Source organism: Blastococcus sp. SYSU DS0533 (assembly GCF_054050775.1).
This window is the reverse complement of the sequence record NZ_JBJGZZ010000002.1, coordinates 82,583-102,725: the sequence shown is the minus strand read 5'-3', so window position 1 is coordinate 102,725 and position 20,143 is coordinate 82,583. Positions and strand designations below refer to the sequence as shown.

The following is a 20,143-nucleotide window of genomic DNA, read 5'->3' as shown; positions in this document are numbered from 1 at the left end:
ACCTGTCCCGAGCCGGTGCGGCGACCGAGGCTGTGTCCACCACGAAGGAGACGGGGGCGCGATGACCGAGGTGTCCTACCAGGAGGGCCGCACCGGCCTGCCGGCGCTGCCGCGGCCGCGGTCGCACCCCGGCGTCCGTCCTCGCCCTTCCCGGCCCGGCGCGGCGGCCGACCTGCACCTGCCCGAGCAGGAGGTCCGCGACCGGACGACGGCGGTGCGCACCGCGCTGCTCCTCGTGGACGCCACCGCGCTGGCCCTGCCGCTGGCCTGGCTCGCAGGCGCGCGACCGGCCGGCGCGGCCTTCGCGGTCGTCGCGCTGCTCGTGCTGGCGGCCGGCGGCCACCACCCGCGGATCACCCTCTCCGTGCTCGACGAGGCGCCCCGGCTCCTTCCCCGGCTCGGCGTGGCGCTGCTGCTGGTCGCCGTCGCCGCCCCCTCCGTCGCCGCGGCGGCCGCCCTGCACGCCGCCTGGGCCGTGCCGTGCGTGGTGGTGGGCCGCGGCCTCGGCTACGCCGCCCTCCGCAGCGCGCGGCGGCACCGGGTGGTGGAGGACCCCACGCTGGTCGTCGGCGGTGGCCGGCTCGGCATGGAGCTCCTGGCCACGATGCGGGCGCACCCCGAGCTCGGGATGCGCGGCGTCGGCTTCCTCAGCGACGGCAGCCCGCTGGACGACCGTGAGCCGCTCGGGCACCTGGAGGACCTGGACCTGGTGCTGGACACCTACGGGGTGCGCAAGGTCGTCGTCGCCTACGGCCCCACGCGCGAGGCCGAACTGGTGGACCTGGTGAGGAGCGCGGCGCTGCGCGACATCGAGGTCTACGTCGTGCCCCGCTTCTTCGACGTCGGCATGGCCCCGAGCGGCCCGGACGTCGAGGACCTCTGGGGGATCCCCCTGCACCGGGTGCGCCGGGCCGCGCTGCGCCGCGGCGCCCGGCGGGTGAAGCGGCTGATCGACGTCACGGCCTCGGGCGCCGCCCTGGCCCTGCTCGCTCCCGTGCTGGGCCTGCTCGCCCTCGCGGTTCGGATCAGCAGCCCCGGCCCGGTGCTGTTCCGGCAGCCGCGGACGGGGCAGGACGGCGCCCGGATCGAGATGCTCAAGTTCCGCACCCTGCGGGTGGTCGCGGACGCGGGGCCGGTCGCGGCCGGGTCGACCCGCAGCACGATGCACGCGCGGCAGGTCGACGTCGAGCAGCGGCAGACCCGCATCGGCACCGTGCTGCGCCGGACGAGCCTGGACGAGCTGCCCCAGCTGTGGAACATCCTGCGCGGCGACATGTCGCTCGTCGGCCCGCGGCCGGAGGAGTGCGCGTACGCCGCCCGCTTCGCCGACTCGGTGCACGGCTACCGCGACCGGCACCGGCTGGCGGTCGGCCTCACCGGCTGGGCGCAGGTGCACGGCCTGCGCGGCGACACCTCCATCGAGGAGCGGGCCCGCTTCGACAACGCCTACATCGAGCAGTGGTCGCTCTGGCGCGACCTCGTCATCCTGATCCGCACCGTGGCCGCCGTCCAGCGGCAGGCCTTCCGCACGGCGGTCCGCACGGTCGCCAGCTGCTAGCCGCACCCCGCGCGCACCGGCGGTGGCCGGCGCGCCGTCCGAGACGAGACTCCCATGCGTGATCACCCCTCCGGCGCCGGGTCACCCGACGCCCCGCAGACCCCGGCCCGGCCGGCCGGTCCCTCGCTGAGCCGGCGGGGGCTGCTGCTGCTGGGCGGCGCCGGGCTGGCGTCCCCCCTCCTGGCCGGCCTCACCTCCTCCGGTCCGCTGCCGGCCCGCACCACCCCCCTCGTGCCGCGCGGGGACGACGACGACGTCCTCGACGCCCGTGACTACGGCGCCGAGGGCGACGGCCGGGCGGACGACACGCGCGCCCTGCAGCGGCTCCTCGACGCCTCGGCGCGGCGCGGGCGGGTCGCCTACGTGCCGGCCGGCACCTACCGCTGCACGGCCGGGTTGCTGCTGCGCTCGGACGTGCAGCTGCACCTGGCCCGGCGCGCCCGCCTGGTGAAGGACTGGGCCGCGCCCCCCGGGATGACCGACGCCTTCCTGCGCAACGCCGACTTCGCCGTGAAGTCCGACCGGGTGCGGATCACCGGGTCGGGCACCATCGGCGCCCGGGACCACGGCATGACCGGTGTGGTGCTGGCCCTCTACGGCGACGACGTGACGATCTCGGACATCACCATCGACACCTACGCCGGCGGGCAGGCGGTCATGTTCGCCGGCGACCGCGGCCGCATCGACGGCATCACCGTCCGCGGCAGCGCCCCCGTCTTCGGCACGGGCGGCATCCGGGTCATCGGCGGCGCGGACTTCCTCGGCACCGGCTGCCACGTCGAGTCCGGCGACGACTGCTTCCAGTTCGTGCCGATCGGCAACCCGGCGGCCGAGCCGACGCTCTACGACCAGAGCATCACCGGTGGCCGCTTCGTCGGCTGCACCGGGACGAGCACGGCGAGCCGGTTCCTGGTGGCCGTGCTCGAGTGGACCGGCGGCGAGACCGGCATGACCGGCGCCATCCGGGACTGCTCGTTCACCGACTGCCACGGCGCGGGTGCCGGGAGGGGCATCGGCATCAAGAACACGCACAGCAGCGGCGGCATCGAGCGGCTGCGGTTCACCGACTGCTCCGTCGAGGTGTCGAACGCCGCCGACGAGCAGAGCCAGGGCATCCGCGTGCAGACCGGTGAGGGCGTCGGCGCCGCGATCCGCGACGTCACCTTCACGCGCACCCAGGTCCTCCGCCCCGCGAACACCGCGATGCGGGTCGGCGGGCCCGGCATCAGCGGCCTCACGTTCGACTCCTGCACCTTCGAGGCCCCCTCGGGTGCGGCGCCCACGGTCGTCGTGGTGGACGGGACCGAGCGGCCGCTGTTCCGCGGCTGCACCTTCACCGGCGGTCCCGGGAAGCGCCTGCTCGTGGCCGGGCCCGTGAACCCCGTGACGGCGCTGTCGGTCGAGGACTGCCGGTTCACCGGGATCGACGGCGCCTGGGCCGTGGACGTGGTCCGCGCCGACGGTGCGAGGATCGCCGGCTCCACGTTCCAGGAGGCCCCGGGTGCCACGACCGCCCGCGCGGTCCGGCTGGCTCCCGGCGCCGTCGGCGCGGTGGTCGAGGACAACGACTCCACCGGCATCAGCCACCCCGAGCCGGTGACCGACCGCGGCACCGGCACCGTCGTGCGGGGCAACACGGGCGCCTGACGGCCCCTCCTCCTGCCGCGGGACGCCGGCCGCGGGACGCCGGTCCCGGGCGGCCCGCACGCGCGGGCGTGCGCTGCTCCGGCGACGCTTCCGTGAGGGGTGCCGCCGCGACCGGCGACAGCCGCGGCATCCTCCGCGGCACCGACGTGCCCGTCCTCTGCCGCGCCGTCCCACCGCGCCTTCCCACCGCCCGCGTCGAGCGACGAGCGGTCGTGATCGCCGTCCGGACGCCGACCTCGGTTGCGAGACCATTCCGGACGCTTCGATGAAGCGGGAGAAGTCACCCATCGTCCGTTCTCGACAACTGTGCGTCATGCATTTTCCACCGCATACTCCGGTCGACGGGTCAGCTCGCGCCAGGTCGGCGCCCTCCGCAAAGCCGCTGGTCAGCCCCAGCTCGGCCGCCTCGTGACAGCACGGACTGAATGGCTTCCGTTGCACTGCGTCAAATGCACCGGGCGTTTCCGGAATGGACCCCCCAAATGGTGGGCCCGCCCATCCCCCTCACTTCGGCTGTGGTGGGTGGGGTTCCGAGCAGGAGCATTTCCGCTGCACACAGCGGATATGCCGAGGAGCCGTACCGATGGAAACGCCCAGCCTGAACCGACGCGACGTCCTGAAGCTCTCCGCGGCCGGCGCGGCCGCGCTCACCCTGCCCCTGCAGCGCGTCGTGTCGGCGGCCTCGGCCTCCGAGCTCGACGAGAGCAAGATGCCCCGGCCGTACACCCAGGCCTTCAAGGCCCCGCAGGTGCTCGAGCCCGTCGCCCGGGACGACGTGCGCAGCGACGTCTTCGGTCACGTCCCCGACGACTACGTGCCGGAGCCGGGCAACAGCCACTACCCCGGCGAGCCGATCCGGGGGTCGGAGTACCTCGGCACGGACTACTACGCCATCACGCAGAAGACCGTGATGGTCCAGCTCATCCCCGGCATCTGGACCAAGATGTGGGGGTACAACCGCCAGGTCCCCGGCCCCACGATCCGCACCTACCTCCAGCCCGACCCGGACAACCCGGGCCGGAAGATCCCCCGGCGGACGGTCATGCAGGTGGCCAACGAGCTCCCGCGGCGTCACCCCACGCTCGGCTACATCCCCTGGACCTCGACCCACCTGCACGGCTCGCCGTCCAAGCCGCAGTACGACGGCTACGCCGGGGACCTGACCAACCCGGGCGAGTGGAAGAACTACCAGTACCCGAACTCCTGCACGCCGCGGACGCTCTGGTACCACGACCACGGGGTGCACCACACCGCCCAGAACGTGTACATGGGGCTCGCCGCGCAGTACCACATCGTGGACGAGGAGCTCGAGAAGAGCCTCGGCATCCCGCGCTGGGACCGGCAGAAGGCCGTCGAGGGCAAGCCGCAGTACGAGTTCCCGCTGGTCCTCAGCGACGTCATGTTCACCGAGGACGGCCAGCTGATGTTCGACGACGACAGCGAGTCGGGCCTCTACGGCGACGTCATCCTGGTCAACGGCGTGCCGTGGCCCAACATGAAGGTGGAGCCGCGCAAGTACCGGTTCCGCATCCTCAACGGCTCACTGGCGCGCGGCTACACGCTCCGGCTGAGCAACGACATGCCGTTCAAGGTCATCGCCACAGACGGCGGTTTCATGCAGTACGCCCAGATGGTGACCCGGGTGACGCTCGGCATGGCCGAGCGGCTGGAGATCATCATCGACTTCAAGGAGCTCAAGGGCGCCAAGATCCAGCTGCTCAACGACGGCGTCGAGAACGCCCGCGACTTCGACCACACCGGCAAGGTGATGCAGTTCGAGGTCGGCAACCGGGTGACGAGCACCGACGGCAACGCCTGGCCGAGCGTGCTGGGCCCGGCGCACCCGGTGATGACGCTGCGGGCCGCCGACCGGACCGCGGTGCGGAAGATGGAGCTGCACCGGAGCAACGGCCTGTGGAAGATCAACGACACGACCTGGGACGACGTCGTGCGGTCCAACTACGAGCGGGTCTTCGCCACCGTCGAGCGGGACGCCGTCGAGATCTGGGACGTCGAGAACAGCTCCGGCGGGTGGTTCCACCCGCTGCACATCCACCTGATCGACTTCAAGGTGCTCAGCCGCACGAACACCGAGACCGGGGTGAGCCAGCCGCCACGTCCGGAGGAACGCGGCCCCAAGGACGTCGTCTACGTCGCCGAGAACGAGACCGTCCGGCTGCTCATGCGCTTCGAGCACGAGGACGGCCGCTACATGATCCACTGCCACAACCTCTCGCACGAGGACCACGACATGATGGTCCAGTACCAGGTGGGTCACCACGACATCGACTGCGACTCCATCCGCAGCGACCCGCCCAAGCCCCTGCCGGCGCCCCCGCTGGTGCCCCAGGAGCCCCCGGCGGAGCCGGTCGCCCCGGAGAGCACGGAGACGGTCGAGACGACGACCGAGCCGACGACGACCGAGCCGACCGCCACCGCGGAGCCGACGACCACCGCGGAGCCGACGACCACCGCGGAGCCGACGACCACCGCGGAGTCCACGGCCACCGCCGAACCCACGGCCACCTCCGAGCCGGCCAGCACCACGGCGCCGACCTCGACGGGCACCACGGACGGCGCGCCGTGAGCACGGTGGCGCCCACGGCCGCGCCGGCCGCGGTGATCTCGGCACCCCGGCGCGGGCACGGCCGGCGCGTCGCCCGGTGGCTGCGGGCCGGCGCGCTCGGGGCCGGGGTGGCCGGCGGCCTGCACCTGGTCGCCGCCGTGGACCACCTGGAGGCCGGCGAGCTCGCGGTCGGGTTCTTCCTGCTCACCGGGCTCGCGCAGCTCGGGCTGGCCGCGTGGCTGCTGCTGAGCAGCTGGACGGACTTCCGGCCCGGCCCGCGCCTGGTCACCCTGGCCCTGGCCGGCACCGTCGGGCTCATCGGGCTGTACCTCGTCGCCCACACGACCAGCCTGCTCGACGCCTACGCGGTCCACGACGCCTCCGCCGCCGGGCACGGCGGGCACGGCAGCGCGGCGCACCTGCCCGGGTTCGACCCCGTCACCGGGGTCGACCTCTCGCAGGGCGTGGCGGTACGGGGACCCGGCCCGGTCGCCATGGAGGGCGAGGTCTCCGCGGCCCGCCACGCGCCCGGGATCCTCGGCCAGGCCGCCGTCGCCGCGGAACTGCTCCTCCTCTCCGCACTCGCCGCCCTGCAGCCCGCCACGTGGCGGCGCCGCACCGTCGACGCCGTGCTCGTCCTGGGCTGCCTCGCCTGGGTCCTCTGGTTCACCGGCGTCCTCGCCTGAGCCTCCCGACCTCCGCCCGGCACCGCGGTGCCGGACCCCAGCACCGACCCCGTGGAGTTCCCCGATGTCCCCTCTCACCCGACGCCGGAACCCGGTGACCGCGGACTCGCGGCGCCCTTCGCGCCGCCGGCCGGTCCTGCTCGCCGTCGCCGCGCTGCTGCTGCCGGTGGGCCTGGCACCCACCTCCCAGGCGGCGACCGAGATCACCGTCCCCAACCCGGGCCACCTGGTGAAGGCCGGGCCGGTGAACCCCGCGCACGGGTTCCCGGCCTGGTACGAGGACAGCGCCGGGCGCCGGCTCGAGCCGTGCGTCGACCACATGGACCCGCTGTGCGACGTCCCGCCCGACCACGTCCCGAACCCGACGGCGCCGCTGTCGTTCCCCTCGAACTTCCCGGTCGAGGTCTTCTACCAGCTGGTCTCGGCAGAGGTGCCCCTGCGCGGCGGGGGCGAGGCCGAGCTCACCCTCGGCCTCGAGGGGGCCTGGCTCAACGAGGAGGTCCGGCCCGGCGACCAGACCGTCTTCGCCCGCATCCGGGTGGACGTGGACGACGCCGTCCCCGGCACCACCTACCGGGTCAAGCACCCGTTCGGCGAGCTGACCGTGGACACCGACGAGCGCGGCCGCGGCCGGCTCGTGCAGGACGTCTCCCCGGCACTGGGCAACTTCGACACCCCGCTGGCGGGCAACTTCGGCCCGTTCCTGCGCTGGCGGCCGGGCGTGCTGCCCAACCCGCCGGCCGGCTACCTCGGCGACCCCCGCGTGCTGCACCAGGTGGCCGGCAGCCCGACCGGCTTCAACCGGTTCACCGTCTGGCAAGGCCCCCTGCAGGAGGGCACCACCGACCTGTTCAGCCTCTCGGGCAAGGTCGCGACGAACACCGGGCTCACCGTCGACCGCGCCGCGGTCAACGGCGGCCACCTCGACGTCTTCGCCTCCAGCCGCGGCACGCAGCTCGAGGTGGTCGGTCAGGACGGGCGCTTCGCCGCCACCCCGATGGTCCACGACCCCGGGAGCGAGCGGCACTACGCCCGCATCGCGTTGCAGCCCGGCGCCGCCCTGCCCACCGAGGTCACCGTCCGCAACCTCGGGGACAACCCCGTCAGCAGCAGGACCTACCGGATCAGCGGGCTCACGGTGAACCAGGCGACCTTCGACGGCACGAACCTCACGGTGGCGGCCACCGCCGTCGCCCCGGCGAGCTACCCGCTGGAGGTCGTCGGTTACCGGACCGGCGGGGGCGCCGCGGTCACCCTGCCGTCGGCCGAGCCGGTCACCGTCCCGAGCGCCGCACCGCCGGCGACGGTGACGGTCAAGGACGCCACCGGCGCCACCGCGTCCCTCCCGGTGACCGTCCTGGGCGGCGCGACCACCCCGCCCGGTGGCGAGGGCACGGCACCCGACCCGGCCGCCCTCCCCGGTGCGCCGACCGGCGTCCAGGCCACGGTCGAGGACGGGCGGACGACCGTGACGTGGACCGCCCCGGCCGAGCTCGGGAGCACCCCGCTGATCCGGTACCTGGTGACGGCGGCCGACCGGGCCGGCACCGTCGTCCGCGTGGCGACTCCGCCGGACGCCCTCCAGGCGGTCGTCGAAGGTCTCCTGAACGGTGAGCGCTACGCGGTGCGGGTCCGCGCGGTGAACGGCGCCGGGGCGGGCGCCCCGTCGGCACCGGTCTCCGTCACCCCGGCGGCGCCCTGACCGCGCCGCACCGCAGCAGGCAGCGAGGCCCGTCACCTCAGCGGTGGCGGGCCCCGCTGCCGCCGGCTCGTCACCGCGGCAGGGACGGGGTGCGGAGATGCGGCCGGAGCCCGCCGGTGGCCACCAGGGTCGCGGCGACGGCCGCCAGGAGCCCGGCGAACAGGAACCAGGGGCCCCACCCGCCGGCGGCACCCGGGAGGGGCGTCCCGAACGCGCTGAGCGACGCGTGCAGGACGATCGCCGGCAGGAGGGCGCCGCCGGTCTGCAGGAACACCCAGGTCCAGACCACCGCGGCGGCCGGTAGCTGCACCAGCAGCAGCCACGTCGCCGTGCCCCCGAGCGCCGAGCCGTCCGTCCAGTGCAGGGGGGCGTGCCACACCGCCCAGACCAGCCCGAGCAGGAGGCTCGCGGCCAGCGGTGCCCGGAGCCGGAGGAGCCGGGGCAGCGCCCAGCCGCGCCAGCCCAGCTCCTCCCCCAGCCCGTCGGTCAGCGCGAGCAGCAGGAGCAACGGCACCAGACCGGGGAGACCGGCCTCGACCGCCGGCGGCCGGACCTCGTCCCAGGCGCCGCCGAGCCCAGCGTGGAGCCCTGCCGCGAGCAGCCACAGCAGCGCAGGGCCGGCGAGGACGACGGCCCACCAGCGGGCGCCGACCCGCCACCGCAGCACCCGCGCCCCCAGTTCTCGCAGCTCCACGCGGCCCGTGCAGGCGGCCGCGAGCACCGCGGCGACCGCCGGGCCGTACGTCCACGCCGTCCCCAGCTCGGTGGCCCACCGGCTCCCCAGCACCCCGGCCGACTCCAGCGCCCGGGGCACCCACACGGCCCAGGTGACCACGAAGACCAGCACGAGGAAGAGGCCGAGCCCCCGCTGGTCCCGGGCCGACCGGGCAGCCGGGGCCAGCGTGCCGGTCACCGGGAGCCCCGGCCGTCGTCCGCAGGGGCGCCCAGGACCTGCTCGGCCGTCCAGGCCGGGTCCTCGAGCGCGAGGAGGTGGCCGACGCCGTCCCGCGCGCGGAACGACCAGCCGGGTCGTCCTGCGGCGAGCGCGGCAGCACCGCCGACCGCCACCAGGGGGTCGGCGGCGCCGTGCAGCCACAGCGCCGGGACCGCGACGGCGCCGATCGTCCGCCGCCACGCCCGGGGCCGGGCCAGGAGCGCCATGGTGCCGAGGAGCGCCGCCCACTGCTCGGCGCGGCCGGCCGCCGCGTCCGGGCGCGCGGCCCGCTCCGCCGTCTCGGCCACCGCCGCGGCCACGGCGTCATCAGGGATGCGGCCGGCGTGCGGCGTGGCCCGGTGCAGCTGCTGCGCGACCTCCTGCTCCGGTGACAGGGCCGCGAGCCGGCGGGCGACCGCCCCGGCGACCCCGGGGAGCCGGAGGAACGCCCGCTTCGCCGCGATCGCCGCGTCGAGCCGGCCGGCCGTCCCGGGCACCGGTGGGCTCAGCAGCACGAGGCGGCGGACCGTCGCGGGGGCCCCGGCGGCCTGCAGCACGGTGACGACGCCGCCCATGGAGTGCCCGAGCAGGACCACCGGCTCACCGACCACCTCGCGGACGAAGCGGTCGACCAGCCGCCGGTCGGCGGCCAGCGCGTCCAGCCGGGGTGCGGCGGGGACCCCGCTGCCCCCGTGCCCGAACAGGTCGACGGCGAGCACCCGGTGCCGTGCCGACAGGAGCGGTGCCAGCAGCCCCCAGTTGAGCGCCGACCCGCCCAGGCCGTGCACGCACAGCAGGACGGGTGCCCCGGCGGGGCCGCCCAGGTCCAGGTAGCGGACGGGTCCGTCGAGGTCGACGACCGCGGACCGGGCGCCCGGCGGCCAGGCCACCGGTGCGCCGGGACGGGTCGGGGTGGGGTGGACGGCCACGGTGCGCTCCTCGGGTCGGGTGCCGGCACGCTCCCGCCCACCGGGGTGGGCGCGCACCACCCCACCGCCCTTCCCACCCCGGGTGGTCTCAGCAGAGCCCGAGCTCGCGTCCGCGGTCCACGGCCTCCACCCGCGAGGCGACGCCGAGCTTGCGGTAGAGGCTCCGGGTGTAGCCCTTGACCGTGTTGACCGAGAGGTGGAGCTCCGCGCCGATCTCCCGCTGGCTGAGGGGCCCGCGCAGCGCGCGCAGCACCGCCACCTCCCGCTCGGTCAGCGGTTCGGGCAGCACCGAGCGCGTGCGCACCGCGGCCCGCCGGCCGGCCTGCTCGGCCACGGCGCGGATCCGGGCGTCGAGGGCCGGCGAGGGAGGTGCGCCCGGTCGCAGGGCGCGGGCACGGTCGAGGTGGCGCAGCGCGGCTGCCGGGTCGCCGTCCGCCAGCGCCGTCTCGGCCGCGCTGGCGAGCACGAGCAGCGTGATGGCCGGGTGCGCCTGGAGCCCGGCCAGCTCCGCCGCCCGGTCGGCACGCGCACGCGCCTCCCCCAGCCGGCCGGCACGCCGGTCGAGCACCCCGGCCGTGGCGTGCAGCAGCGCCAGCGCCGACGCGGCGGCGTCCCCCAGCTGCGCCTCCAGTGCGGCCGCGTCCTCGGCCGTCGAACGCAGCAGGCGGTCGGCGCGCTCGTCGCGCTCCGGGTCGGCGTCCTCGTCCCCGGGTTGCACCAGGCACCAGGCCAGCAGCCCGGCCACCTCCAGCCGCGAGAACACCGGGAGCGCACGGGCCGCCGGCGCCCGCCAGGCGGCGTCGAGCGCGGCCAGCGCCTCCGCCCGTGCGCCGGCGGCGAGCAGCGCGCCGCCGAGGGCCACCCGCGCCACGACCCAGCCGGGCAGGCGGTCGTCGGTCTCGGCCGCCACCGCCGCCCGGGCGGCGTCCACGACGACCCGGGCATCCGCCTCCCCCGCCGTGCCGTACACCGAGCGCATGGCGGCGATCGCCCCCTCGGGGCGGGCGAAGCCCGGGAAGGCCGCGTCGGCGCGGCCGGCGCTGACGAGCTCCGCGGCGCGGTCCAGCAGCGGCGGCACCCGTCCCGCCCGGCCGGTGACCCCCGCCGCCCACGCCAGCGACAGCAGCAGCGCGACGGACCCGGAGACGACGGCCGGGTCGAGCCGGGCGCCCAGGTCGGCGAAGACACCGACCCGGGCCGTGGCGAGGAAGACGCCGGTGCTCCGCACCAGCCAGTGCGCGGCGCCGGCGGAGTCGCCGGCGTCGATCCGCGCGCGGATCGCCTGCTCGACGAGGCCCTGCCCCCAGAACCAGGCCGCGGCCCGGCGGTGCACCTCGGCGACGGCCACGGCGTCGTCGCGCTCGCGCAGCAGCGCGGCGCGGAACAGCGGGTGCACGCGGTACCAGCGCCCGTCGGCGTCCACCGCCTGCACGAAGACGCCGTCCCGCTCCAGGGCGGCGAGCACGTCGCGGGAACCGGTGCGCCCGAGGACTGCGTCGCAGAGCGGCCCTGAGAGCCGGTCCAGCGGGGCGGTGCCCAGGAGCAGCTCCCGCCGCTGCGCCCCCTGGCCGGCGAGCACCTCGGTGAGGAGGAAGTCCACGGCGTGGCGCAGGCCGGGGGCGCCGGGCGGGATCGCCCGGCCGCGGGCGCGGTCCCGCAGGGACAGCGCTCCCAGCACCAGCCCGGCCGCCCAGCCCTCGCTACGGGCGACCAGGTCGTCCGACGCCGGCGCCGCGGGAACGGCACCGCCCGGCCCCGTGGCCAGCGTCGCGGCGACGAGCGCCCGGGCCTCCCGCGGCGTGAACCGGAGGTCCTCGGCGGCGATCTCGGCCAGCCGGCCGCGCGCCCGCAGCCGGGCGAGCCCGACGGGCGGCTCCGTGCGGCCGGCGAGGACCACCCGCAGCCCGGCCGGCAGGTGGTCGAGGAAGAACCCCAGCGCCTCGGTGACCCGGACCTCGGTGATCTCGTGCAGGTCGTCGAGCACCAGCACGGTCGGCTCGTCGCGCGCGGCGAACCCGTTGAGCAGCTCCGGGACGGCGACGTCGAGAGGGTCGACCGAGGGCACGGTCAGGGCGCGCAGGGCGGGCCCGGTCGCGTCGGGTGCCGGGCCGGAGAGCGCGGTGGCGAGATAGGTCCAAAAGCGCGCCGGGTCGTTCTCGTCGTCCTCGAGGGTGACCCAGGCGACCGGCACGCCCGCCGACCGCGCCCACGAGGCGAGCAGCGTCGACTTCCCCCACCCGGCACCGGCGACGACCGCCGTCACCGGGGTGCCGCGCAGCGCGTCGAGCCGGCGCAGCAGCCGCGCCCGTTCGACCAGGTACGCCGTCGGCGGTGGGACGGTCAGCTTCGCGGTCAGCAGCGGCGCGGCGGCCGCCCTCGGACCCGTCACAGCCGCTCCTCCTTCCACCTTCCCGGGCAGGTGTACCGGTGCGCGCCCGCCGCGTCCACGGGCGGCACCCCGGCACGCGGCCGGACGAACGGGACCCGCGGAGCTAGACCCAGTAGGTGTCGTGGCGGAGCATGAACTCCGCGCGCTCCTCCGGTGCCATCCGCTCGCCCCGGGCGAGGGTCTCGAAGTACTCCTCGCGCGGACCGCCCGGCGCGAACATCAGCAGCATCGTGGCGTGGTCACCGCCGCGGAACCCGTGGATGCCGCCCTCGGGCACGTACAGGAAGTCACCCGGTCCGGCGTCCTCCCACGACCGGCCGTCGAAGATGCTCACCCGACCGGAGAGGACGTAGAACTGCTCGGAGATGGAGCGGTGGAAGTGCGGAGCCGGCCCGGCCTCCTCCTCGCCGAACGTGTACCGGTACAACCCGAACCGCCCGCCGGTCTCCGCCCCCGTGGCGAGGAACTCGCAGGTGACCCCGTTCGCCGAGGTGGTGTCGGGCTCGCCGCCCGCGGGGCGCAGCCAGGCGCTCACCTCCCCGGTCGTGCCGCGGTAGAGGTCCGGTGGGTAGTGGCGGTGCAAGGACACGGTCGCTCCTGTCTCCCCGCCCGGCCGCGCCGGGGGCGTGGGCTGGTCACGCGAGCGCCGCGAGCACCTTCTCCACGCGGCGGGAGGCGGTCTCCGGCGTCCGGGCGCCCGCGACCGACTCGGCGTGCGCCCGCTGCTTGCTGTGCGAGAGAGCCGCCCACGCCGCGGCCGCCGCCGGATCCGCGGCCAGCGCCCCGGCCAGGGCCGGCGGGACCGCGACCGTGCGGGGTGCGTCGTCGACGTCGAGCCGCACCTCGACCTCGTCGCCCGCTCCGCGGCCGGTGGCCGCCCGCGTCGCGGCGTTGAAGGACACGAGGAGCCGGCCGCCCATCGAGGCGGTGGTCGTCCGGTACGAGTGGCCGCCGTCCACGGTGACGACCACCGGCACCCGCTTGCCGCGGCCGAAGGCCAGCACCACGTCCTCGGGGACGACAATGCCGACGTTGTTGCCGCCGCTGGCCACCAGCGTGGTCCGGAACGTGCTCGAGGTCCTCGGGCTGCTGGTCACGGGTGCTCCTCGGGTGCGGGGTCGCTGACGAAGGGTGGACCGCCGGTGCGCCGGGGACTCATCGGTGCGGCGCCCGGCCCGTGCAGCGCGTCACGCGCGGGTACGGCTGCGCGGTCGCCGGCGGCGGGCGAAGAAGCGCTCGACCCGGCGCCAGCGGTTCGGCGTCTTCTCCGGGTCCATGACCTCCGACTCCGCGAGCGCCCGGTCGGCCGGACCCAGCTCCGGCGGCTCGAAGGGGACCAGCGACCGCCCGCTCGGCCGGCGCAGCTGCTCGATCCCCCGCACCAGTGAGCCGGTCGCCTCGACCGCGGCGGCGACCTCCTCCGGCGTGCAGCCGAGGTGCTCGGCCAGCAGCCGGTCGCGGAACCCGCTGATGGTGGCGGCGAGCTCCCCGGCTCGCGGCGTCCCCTCCACCGCCTCGATCGCCAGGTCGCACTCGGTGTCCAGGCCCATGGAGCGGTTGTTGACGTTGCTCGACCCGATGCGCAGCAGGCGGTCGTCGACCACGGTCACCTTGGCGTGGACGTAGATGTGCGCGCGCCGCTCTGTCACCGGCGTGTACAGCCGGAACCGGTCGTGGACGTCCGCCTCCCGCAGCATCTCGAGCACGGCGGCGCGGGCGGTGCCCATCGCCTTCTCCGAGAGCCACCCGTCGGCGGTCCAGGGGTTCACCACCACCACGTCGGGACCGTCGGGCTCGCGCAGCCGCTCGGCGACGGCCTCGGCGATCCGCCGGCTGGCGAAGTACTGGCTCTCCACGTACAGCGACCGCCGGGCGGCGGCGATGACGGCCAGCCACAGCAGCTCGACCTCGTGCACGAGGGGCGTGCCCCCGTGCTCGGGCCGGGTGCGGGAGATCGCCACGTCCACGTCGGTCAGGAGCGGCTCGACGTCCTCGGGCCAGCAGTCCCGCTCCTCGTCGAGCGGTTCGAGCCGCTCCCCCGTCCCGCTCTCCCACCGCTCGCGGGCAAGCTCGGCGAGGGCCCGGGCGGCCGGGCCGGTCATGATGCTGGTCGCGTCGTGCCACGGCCCGGTCGGCCGTCCGGGACCGCGGCCGTTGACCGGGCGGCACCGGTCGGGGTTGTCGTCGGCGTGGTCCGAGGTGTCCCAGCGGTCGGCGGTCACGTCGATGCCGCCGGCGAAGGCGAGCGAGTCGTCGATCACCACGATCTTCTGGTGGTGCGCGCCGCCCACGGGGTGGTGGGTGTCGACGGCGAAGGTGAGCCGGTCGGGAGCGCGCCGGTCCAGGAGCACGATGGGCTTCAGCCCCCGGCCGAGGGCGCGGAGCATGCCGAGGTCCCACTGCAGCACGCCGATCTCCAGCCCGGGGCGGCGCTCCACCGCCTGCTCCAGGACGGCGCCCAGGCGGTCGTCCTCGGGCCGCCCCCCGCCGAGCGGGTCGAGCCGGATGCGCGGGTCGAAGTCCCACCCGATGAACAGCACCCGGCGCTCGGCGCACAGCACCGCGCGCTTGAGCGTGGCGAAGTAGCCGGCCGCGTCGACGAAGATCGCGAACCTGGCGGCCCGCTCGATGCGCCAGCAGGTCTCGCCGGGGATCAGCAGCGGGGCCCCGGGTGCCGACCGTCCCCCGGGCCCGTCGGGCTCGGGGAGCCTGATGCCGGGATCGGTGCTCGCCTCGCCGCCACCTCTCACATCGGCAGTGTGCCCGTCGCGCCCCGCAGGTACCAACGTCCCACCTCCTTCCGGGTGCGCCGGACGGCCGTCGGGACGACCGGTCAGCGGCGGGCCAGGACGGCCATCGCCGCCGCGCACGCCCACCCGGTCACCACGACCGGCGTCTCGAGCGGATCGGGTTCGCGCACCCGCAGCCGCACCGCCCGCTCGCTCGCGTAGCCCGCCGTCATCCCGGTGCCGACCCAGCGGAGCACCCACCGCGCGCGGTCGTCCGGCCCCCGGAGGAGCCGGGCCACCGCCCAGGCCTGCAGGGCCACCAGGTAGGACGGCGCGCTGAACGCGGTTCCGAACCACAGCCAGTCCCGGCCGACGTGGTCGGGGCTGCCGGTCATCAGCGGGACGTCGAAGTGCCGGCGACGGCGCACGGCCAGCACGTGGCCGGCCAGTTGCGCGGCGAGCTGCACGCAGGAGACCGCCACGAGCGTGGACCGGCGGGCCATGCCGCGGCAGCGTAGGGGCTCGGAGCCCCTGGCGGGAGCCCTGCCGCACCCGCCGAGGGATCGAGACCGTCCCGGTGCCCGGGTGCGGTTGCTCTACGCGGCCTTCGACGCCCGGGACCGCGCGGGCATCTCCTCGGACCAGCGACGTCCGCCACGTGTCCGCGTTCGAGGACGGGCTGGTCGGCCGCACGGGCACCGAGGCGTGGGGCCGCCGTCCCAGGTTCCCCGCGCCGGGCGGCGCACGTGCCGGCCGGCCGCTGCGGCGCCCGCCCGACCCGGGGGGCGGCACCTCCCCAGGTCACTCGCTCTCCGCCCCGCCGGGCGGGGCAGAGAGCGACCACCCGTCAGCGCCTGCCGTGGTCCCGCCCCGGCCCCGGGGGTCGCGCAGAGGCGGCGCGTCCCGGACCGCGCCGCCGGGGACGCGGTCCCTGTCGGTGGTCCGCGCCAGCATGTCGACACACCTCACCCGTCCGGGCAGGAGGAGCCGATGGAAATCGTCGTCACCACCACCCCCACCACGCTCGCCGCGTGGGCCTCCGAGCACCTGCAGCGGCGGTCGGGCCGGCCGTGGGTCACCGGGCTCCGGTGAGCTCTGGGACCGGCACGGCGGCGACCCGCTCCCGGACGTGCCGGAGGGTGGCGGCATCGAAGACCTCGCGGGCCCGCCGGCCCGTCCCGTCGCGCAGCGGCCCGGTGTTGTCGGCCTTCCAGTGCTCGAAGTCCTTGACCAGCCGGCCGGCCGCGGCGGCCCGCCCGATGACCATCTCGTCGGTGTACGGGAGTCCGACCTCGGCGCACAGCGTGGCCAGCGCCGCCTCGGGGTCCCGCACGAGCCGGTCGTAACCGACCACGGAGTGGCGCGGTCGGCCACGGTGCCGCTCGGTGATCGCGATGCACTCCGCCCACTGCTCGATGGCGGTGTCCACGGTGTAGCTGGTGCCCCAGCCCTCGGCGACGGCGCAGAGGCTCGCGACGACGTCGACGCCGCTGCGCACGATGTGCACCACGTGCGCGCCGGGAACGAGCTGCTCGACGAGGTCCAGGGCGTAGAGGTTCGCCGGTGTCTTCTCGACCCAGGCGTCCGCACCCTGCTCCCGCGCGGCGGCGTCGGCCATCGCGACGAACGCAGCTCCGTAGCCCCGCACCGTCGGGAGCACCGGACCGCGACGGCGGGTGCCGAGCCAGCCGGCGACGTCGTCGAGCCGCCGGTCCGTACCGGCCGCGGGGAGGCCGACCGCCCGCCGGACCCCGCGCGGGGCCCGGAGCTCGTGGAAGAAGTGGGTCTCGGGGAAGGAGTGCACCCGCGGGTGCGCCGCCAGGAACGACTGCAGCAGCGTGGTGCCCGACCGCGGGCAGCCCACCACGAAGATCCGCCGCACCGCACACCCTCCCGGAACCGTGCCGTCCCCGCCGCGGGCGGTCGGCGAGAACGCTCGAGGCCACAACCTAGCCAGCCGCGCGGGCCGCGGCCGGTCGAGATCAGCGCAGCAGGGCCGCCAGGGCGGCGTCGGAGGCGGCCAGCGCCGCCCGGTCGTAGGTCGCGCCGCTCGCGAGGAGCCCGTCCGCGCCGGTGCGCTCGGCCAGCTGCTCGAGGCGGCGGCGCACCGTCGCCGGCCGGCCGGCGGCCGCGCCTGCGAGGCCCTGCTCCACCCGGCGCGCGTCCAGGTCGTCCCAGCGCCTGCCCCGGATCTCCGCCACCGGCTCCAGGGCGTCGAACACACCGGTGCGCCGCGAGCGGGCCATCGCCCACACCTCGGGCAGGGCCAGCTCGCGGGCCTCCTCGTCGGTGTCGGCGACCAGGACGTCGAGCGAGACCGTGACGTGCGGCCGGCTGTCGCCGTGCGGGCGGAAGTCGCGCCGGTAGCCCGCGAGCAAGTCGGCCAGCTCGGGCCGGTCCAGCAGCGGGCCGCCCAGCACCAGCGGGAGGCCGAGCGCGGCGGCGACCCCGGCTCCCCGTCCGGTGGCGAGCACGAAGAGCGGGATCGGCGTGGCGGTGACCGGCCGGGCGGTGACCTGGCCGGTCCGCTCGAGGTACCCGCGGAGCTCGGCGACGTCGTCGGCGAAGGTGTCGGGCTCCTCGCCGGTGCGGCGCAGCGCCCGGCGCACGGGCGGGGTGAAGCCGAGGGAGCGCCCCACCCCGAGATCGACCCGGCCCGGGTGCAGGGCCGCCAGGACCAGGAACTGCTCGGCCACCACGAGCGGCTGGTGGTTGGGCAGCATCACCCCGCCCGATCCGAGCCGGATCGCCGACGTGGCCGCGCCCACGGCCGCGAGCAGCACCGCCGGGGCGCCCGAGGCGATGCCCGGCACGCCGTGGTGCTCGGCGACCCAGAAGCGGTGGTAGCCCAGCCGTTCGGCCGCGACCGCCCGCTCCACGGTGTGCCGCAGCGCCGCCGCCTCCGGCTGGCCGGCACGGGTGCGGGAGCGGTCGAGCAGGGAGAGCCTCACGACGGGGTGCAACCGGGGACCCCGCGCCCGGCTTCCGCTACGCCGGGTGCGTGCCCCGCTCGGCCGCCGACGTGGTGGCGACCCAGTCGTCGATGGTCTCCCACCACCGGTAGAGCCAGTCGACCTGCTCGGCCGGGTCGCGCGGGACGTCGGCGGCGGGCACGAACCACCAGCGCAGGTGCAGGGTCTTGTCCAGCGGGAGGCCGCGCCAGACGTCGCGCGGGGTGTTCAGGTGCTCCAGCCCGGTGTGCGCGACGAAGACGACGTCGGCGTGCGGCGCCGCCCCGAGGGCCGCGGCCACCCCAGCGGGTCGTGGCGGCAGCACGTGCCGCATCTCCTCGGCCCGGCGCACCGCCGCCAGCAGCCCCCGCTCGCGCAGCCGTTGGATCGCGCGGGTGCGGCGCCGGGTCGTGAAGTTGGCGCCCTCGGGGAAGATCAGCAGCGCGTCCTCCTCGCCGAGGTCGCGGGCCAGGTCGGCGATCGCCTGCTCCGAGCTGTACCCGCCCGCCCGGTCGGCCGGCACGAAGTGGTTGGGCAACCGGTTGAGGTACACGTCGATCACCGGGTCCAGCTGCAGCACGTCCTTGAGCACGATCCGCGGCCGGCGCAGGTGGTCCCGGTCCATCAACGTGTGCACCAGCAGGAACGAGTCGCCCGGGCCGGCATGCCGCGACAGGACGACCATGGCGTTGGTCGAGCCGGGGAGCCCGTCGTCCAGCGGTGACCACGACTCCCCGTCGGTGACCAGCCGCAGTGCGAAGAGCCGCCGCGCGATCCGCATCAGCGCGTCGAGCAGCAGGCGGAGCACCGTGTAGTGGGCCGCGCGGGACCACGGCCCGCCCAGCCGGCGGCCGAACCCGCTGAGCACCCACAGCCCGCCGGCGGCGACGAGGCCGGCGACCTGCAGTGCGAGGTAGGCCAGCGCGAGGCACAGCAGCCGCAGGCCGCGCCAGTGGCCCGGCAGCCACAGCGAGGCGACGGCTGCCACCGGCACGAGCACGGGCAGCAGCAGGACCGCGGCCACGAGCGCGACGACCAGCAGGGGCCCGGTGATCCGGCGCACGCGCCGAGGGGGCAGCACCTCAGGCCGTCCCGGTTCCGGAGCGCCCCAGGTACTCGCACGCCGCCGTGTACGCCCGGTCCACCCTCGCGGGGACACCGGAGAAGTCGCGGTAGCGCAGGTCCCCGGCGCCGGGCGCGACCGCACCGCCCGAGGGCAGCACGTGGACCGTCACCCCCGGGGGCAGCGCGGCCAGGTCGGCGGCGAACCGGTGCCGGCGGGCGATCTCGAAGGCCACGAGCCCCACCTCCCACGGGCGGGCGGGCGGGCGCAGCGGCCGGTCGATCCGGCCGACGTGGAGCACGTAGATGGTCCGGGCCCCGAGGGCGACCGCCCGGCCGACCGGGATGCTGTGCACCAGCCCGCCGTCGAGGAAGTGCTCCCCGTCGATCTCCACCGCGGGCAGCAACCCCGGGACGGCGGAGGAGGCGAGCACCGCGTCCACGAGCGGGCCGTCGGCGAACCAGTGCTCGGCGGCCCGCTCGATGCTCGCGGCGACGCACTGGAAGGGGACGGCGAGCTCGCCGAAGGTCCGCACCGGCAGGTGCTCCTCCAGCAGCTCGCGCAGCGGTTCGCGCGGGTGCAGGTGGGTGCGGGTGCGGGCCAGGGTGCGGAGCCGGGCCAGCACCGAGCCGGCGAAGACCCCGCGCTCGGCCAGGTCCTCCCAGACCGCGCGCAGCCGGCCCACCGCACCAACGGTCGGGTCGGCAGCGAGCACCGCCCCGTTGATCGCGCCCACCGACGTCCCCACCACCAGGTCGGGCCGGATCCCGGCGTCCACGAGGGCCTGCAGCATGCCGACCTCGGCCGCACCCAGCACCCCGCCACCCCCGAGGACGAAGGCCGTCGTCCCCTGCCCGGCCGCGGTCCCCGATGACATGCCCGCATCGTGTCACCCCGCACCGGCCGGAGCCCGATCGGCGGCGCCTCCCCGGCGGGGCGGGACGGCGCCGCGCGGACGACCCGGACGTGCTCCCCCGACGGCGGCACCC

Annotated in this window: 16 protein-coding genes; 5 read left to right on the top strand and 11 right to left on the bottom strand. The window is 76.2% G+C overall.

Annotation, left to right across the window (positions count from 1 at the left end; genetic code table 11):
• The first annotated feature begins 61 nt into the window (after positions 1 to 61).
• From ACI79W_RS03580 to ACI79W_RS03560, 5 genes are all read left to right on the top strand, one after another.
• On the top strand, positions 62 to 1,558 hold the full coding sequence (locus tag ACI79W_RS03580; protein WP_456560698.1) for an exopolysaccharide biosynthesis polyprenyl glycosylphosphotransferase: 1,497 nt from the start codon (positions 62 to 64) through the stop codon (positions 1,556 to 1,558).
• A gap of 54 nt (positions 1,559 to 1,612) precedes the next feature.
• A complete protein-coding gene (locus ACI79W_RS03575; protein ID WP_456560697.1) occupies positions 1,613 to 3,205 on the top strand; it encodes a glycosyl hydrolase family 28-related protein in 1,593 nt (530 codons plus the stop codon).
• A 583-nt stretch (positions 3,206 to 3,788) separates the two neighbouring features.
• The gene (locus ACI79W_RS03570) at positions 3,789 to 5,792 is read left to right on the top strand and encodes a multicopper oxidase domain-containing protein (RefSeq protein WP_456560696.1); all 2,004 of its coding nucleotides are present in this window, start codon (positions 3,789 to 3,791) and stop codon (positions 5,790 to 5,792) included.
• A complete protein-coding gene (locus tag ACI79W_RS03565; RefSeq protein WP_456560695.1) occupies positions 5,789 to 6,457 on the top strand; it encodes a hypothetical protein in 669 nt (222 codons plus the stop codon). The genes ACI79W_RS03570 and ACI79W_RS03565 overlap by 4 nt, the downstream gene beginning before the upstream one ends.
• Before the next feature lie 64 nt (positions 6,458 to 6,521).
• A complete protein-coding gene (locus ACI79W_RS03560) occupies positions 6,522 to 8,159 on the top strand; it encodes a fibronectin type III domain-containing protein (RefSeq protein ID WP_456560694.1) in 1,638 nt (545 codons plus the stop codon).
• Positions 8,160 to 8,229: 70 nt separating this feature from the next.
• Here ACI79W_RS03560 and ACI79W_RS03555 read toward each other — a convergent pair whose 3' ends face one another.
• The 11 genes from ACI79W_RS03555 to ACI79W_RS03505 form a co-directional block, all read right to left on the bottom strand.
• Entirely contained in the window at positions 8,230 to 9,072 is an 843-nt protein-coding gene (locus ACI79W_RS03555) for a CPBP family intramembrane glutamic endopeptidase (RefSeq protein WP_456560693.1), read from the bottom strand.
• The gene (locus tag ACI79W_RS03550; RefSeq protein WP_456560692.1) at positions 9,069 to 10,022 is read right to left on the bottom strand and encodes an alpha/beta fold hydrolase; all 954 of its coding nucleotides are present in this window, start codon (positions 10,020 to 10,022) and stop codon (positions 9,069 to 9,071) included. The genes ACI79W_RS03555 and ACI79W_RS03550 overlap by 4 nt, the downstream gene beginning before the upstream one ends.
• Before the next feature lie 88 nt (positions 10,023 to 10,110).
• Positions 10,111 to 12,411 (bottom strand): LuxR C-terminal-related transcriptional regulator, encoded by a 2,301-nt coding sequence (locus ACI79W_RS03545; protein WP_456560691.1) that lies wholly within the window; start codon positions 12,409 to 12,411, stop codon positions 10,111 to 10,113.
• 103 nt (positions 12,412 to 12,514) lie between these two features.
• On the bottom strand, positions 12,515 to 13,000 hold the full coding sequence (locus ACI79W_RS03540; RefSeq protein WP_456560690.1) for a cupin domain-containing protein: 486 nt from the start codon (positions 12,998 to 13,000) through the stop codon (positions 12,515 to 12,517).
• 46 nt (positions 13,001 to 13,046) lie between these two features.
• A complete protein-coding gene (locus ACI79W_RS03535) occupies positions 13,047 to 13,508 on the bottom strand; it encodes a DUF1905 domain-containing protein (RefSeq protein WP_456560689.1) in 462 nt (153 codons plus the stop codon).
• A 90-nt stretch (positions 13,509 to 13,598) separates the two neighbouring features.
• Entirely contained in the window at positions 13,599 to 15,161 is a 1,563-nt protein-coding gene (locus ACI79W_RS03530; RefSeq protein WP_456560688.1) for a phospholipase D-like domain-containing protein, read from the bottom strand.
• 83 nt (positions 15,162 to 15,244) lie between these two features.
• Positions 15,245 to 15,643, bottom strand: a complete 399-nt coding sequence (locus ACI79W_RS03525; protein WP_456560687.1) for a hypothetical protein — start codon at positions 15,641 to 15,643, stop codon at positions 15,245 to 15,247.
• A gap of 572 nt (positions 15,644 to 16,215) precedes the next feature.
• Positions 16,216 to 17,022 carry a sulfotransferase family protein gene (locus ACI79W_RS03520; RefSeq protein ID WP_456560686.1) on the bottom strand — a complete coding sequence of 269 codons (807 nt, stop codon included), beginning with the start codon at positions 17,020 to 17,022 and terminating at the stop codon, positions 16,216 to 16,218.
• Between the two features lie 100 nt (positions 17,023 to 17,122).
• Positions 17,123 to 18,091 (bottom strand): MsnO8 family LLM class oxidoreductase, encoded by a 969-nt coding sequence (locus ACI79W_RS03515; RefSeq protein WP_456560685.1) that lies wholly within the window; start codon positions 18,089 to 18,091, stop codon positions 17,123 to 17,125.
• Between the two features lie 37 nt (positions 18,092 to 18,128).
• Positions 18,129 to 19,154: a 1-acyl-sn-glycerol-3-phosphate acyltransferase gene (locus tag ACI79W_RS03510; RefSeq protein WP_456560684.1), complete on the bottom strand. Its 1,026-nt coding sequence runs from the start codon at positions 19,152 to 19,154 to the stop codon at positions 18,129 to 18,131.
• 19 nt (positions 19,155 to 19,173) lie between these two features.
• Positions 19,174 to 20,031: a patatin-like phospholipase family protein gene (locus ACI79W_RS03505; RefSeq protein WP_456560683.1), complete on the bottom strand. Its 858-nt coding sequence runs from the start codon at positions 20,029 to 20,031 to the stop codon at positions 19,174 to 19,176.
• Positions 20,032 to 20,143 lie beyond the last annotated feature (112 nt).